Source organism: Acinetobacter sp. WCHAc060033, from assembly GCF_004209125.1.
In the GTDB taxonomy this organism is placed as follows: domain Bacteria; phylum Pseudomonadota; class Gammaproteobacteria; order Pseudomonadales; family Moraxellaceae; genus Acinetobacter; species Acinetobacter wuhouensis.
This window is the reverse complement of the sequence record NZ_SGSW01000154.1, coordinates 1-1,097: the sequence shown is the minus strand read 5'-3', so window position 1 is coordinate 1,097 and position 1,097 is coordinate 1. Positions and strand designations below refer to the sequence as shown.

The following is a 1,097-nucleotide window of genomic DNA, read 5'->3' as shown; positions in this document are numbered from 1 at the left end:
AAAAATGGGAGCCTTAAGCTCCCATTTTTTAAGTAATTTTTTCAAATAAGGCTTGGGTGAGCATCTAAAATTCGAATCAATGTAGCTGCTGGTCCAGTTGGATAGCGTCGTCCCTGTTCCCAATTTTGCAGGGTACGGGGGCTAATATGTAGACGTGCAGCAAATTCATTTTGGCTCAAGCCAGTTTTTTCACGTACTTCTTTAATATCAGGCAATTCGAGTTCTGTAACTCGGCTTGCTTTAACTTCTTTACGTTTGATAGCTCCAGCTTCTTTGATTGAAGCAACCAAGTCATCAAATAAGTTGTTATCCATGAAATTGCTCCTTCACGAGTTGGTGCAGAATGGCGGTTTCCTTATCTGTTAAATTATCTTTTACTGATTTTGGATAAGCCACTAAGAAAAAGATCTGATCATCCTCGGTGACCCAATAATAAATCACCCGTATCCCACCACTTTTCCCTTTGTTACCTTGAGCACAACGTACTTTGCGAATACCACCGCCATTCTTGATTAGGTCACCTCTATCAGGCTGTACCAAAAGATCTTGCTGAAGTTGACGATATTCCTCATCAGATACAAGGTCTTTAATTTGCTTGGTAAAGATGCTGGTTTCAATAAATAACATGGACTCTTTATACGTCAATGGCGTATTTGAATTTTAGCAGTTTCCATAACAAAAAACGAGAGCTGGTAGATCTCGTTTCGCATAACAGCCATTATGTTAAATTGTAGTAAGAACTTTAATGCGATAGAGCAGAATGTATATGCAAAATAAGCTTGATAACATTATTCAAGAATTAAAAGAACTATCTGGGAATAGTCGTCTAAACATAGAACTACCTGATGATATTTTCATATCTGCTTATGAACGAAAAATAGGTTTTATTTTTCCAAAAGATTATAAAAAAGTTTTGAAAGAGATTAGCAATATCTTTTATGGAACAATTGAATTAGCGTCTCTTACAGATGAGAAAGAATGCTATCGAGGGCTATCTCAGATATTAAATGATGCTAGGGAGCAAGGTCTGCCAGAAGATTGGCTACCTATTTGTGAAGATAATGGTAGTTATTATTGCCTATCTCCTAATCATAAAA

At 36.6% G+C, this 1,097-nt stretch carries 3 protein-coding genes; 1 reads left to right on the top strand and 2 read right to left on the bottom strand.

What is annotated here, in order from left to right; translation table 11 throughout:
- Positions 1 to 41: 41 nt before the first annotated feature.
- A complete protein-coding gene (nadS, locus tag EXE10_RS21025) occupies positions 42 to 314 on the bottom strand; it encodes a NadS family protein (RefSeq protein WP_000369781.1) in 273 nt (90 codons plus the stop codon).
- Positions 307 to 627, bottom strand: coding sequence for a type II toxin-antitoxin system RelE/ParE family toxin (locus EXE10_RS21020; protein ID WP_000897307.1), 321 nt, complete (start codon positions 625 to 627; stop codon positions 307 to 309). The genes nadS and EXE10_RS21020 overlap by 8 nt, the downstream gene beginning before the upstream one ends.
- Positions 628 to 766: 139 nt before the next feature.
- Between EXE10_RS21020 and EXE10_RS21015 the strand changes: the two genes are divergently transcribed.
- On the top strand, positions 767 to 1,097 hold a 331-nt coding region (locus tag EXE10_RS21015), incomplete at its 3' end, for an SMI1/KNR4 family protein (RefSeq protein ID WP_130114601.1).

Coding starts and splice junctions, on each gene's coding strand:
- nadS (WP_000369781.1), bottom strand. CDS start 314: ATGGATAACAACTTATTTGATGACTTGGTTGCTTCAATCAAAGAAGCT.
- EXE10_RS21020 (WP_000897307.1), bottom strand. CDS start 627: ATGTTATTTATTGAAACCAGCATCTTTACCAAGCAAATTAAAGACCTT.